1 protein-coding gene is annotated in these 385 nt (G+C 40.3%); it reads right to left on the reverse strand.

Annotated features, from left to right (window positions below; genetic code table 11):
• The coding region (locus AAEZ03_RS26170; RefSeq protein WP_350582668.1) for a hypothetical protein at positions 1 to 358 on the reverse strand (358 nt) is incomplete at its 3' end.
• Positions 359 to 385: the final 27 nt, after the last annotated feature.

Below are 385 nucleotides of genomic sequence, written 5' to 3' on the forward strand. Positions count from 1 at the left end.
TATAATCGTCCAAATCGCCATGGTTGATTGCGTATTCACGAAAGACGTTGTGAGGGTTAGCGAACTTGTCAAAAAACAACTGACAGCCACGGGTTGGCGAAATGAAATGGTCACCTTTGGCACTGATCGCATAGATAGGCGTGGTAATAGTTGGCATATGCTGACGATAATCGAAGTGGCTGTTATTAGATACAGTATGAGATGTAGTATTTTTAGAGGCGATAGTAGAGGGCGTATTGTCATTAATCGTCGTTGTTTCAAATTTACTTTGTTGTATAAAGCTGCTTTTAAAGTCTTTGTTTAGGTTCCAGTTGTACCACTGGTTCATCGTATAGTAGCTTTCGTTAAAAGGACCCATTTTAAGCTTCTTAGCTGGGATAAAGCC

This window comes from Pseudomonas sp. HY2-MNA-CIBAN-0224 (genome assembly GCF_040310285.1).
Classification (GTDB): Bacteria; Pseudomonadota; Gammaproteobacteria; order Pseudomonadales; family Pseudomonadaceae; genus Aquipseudomonas; species Aquipseudomonas helleri.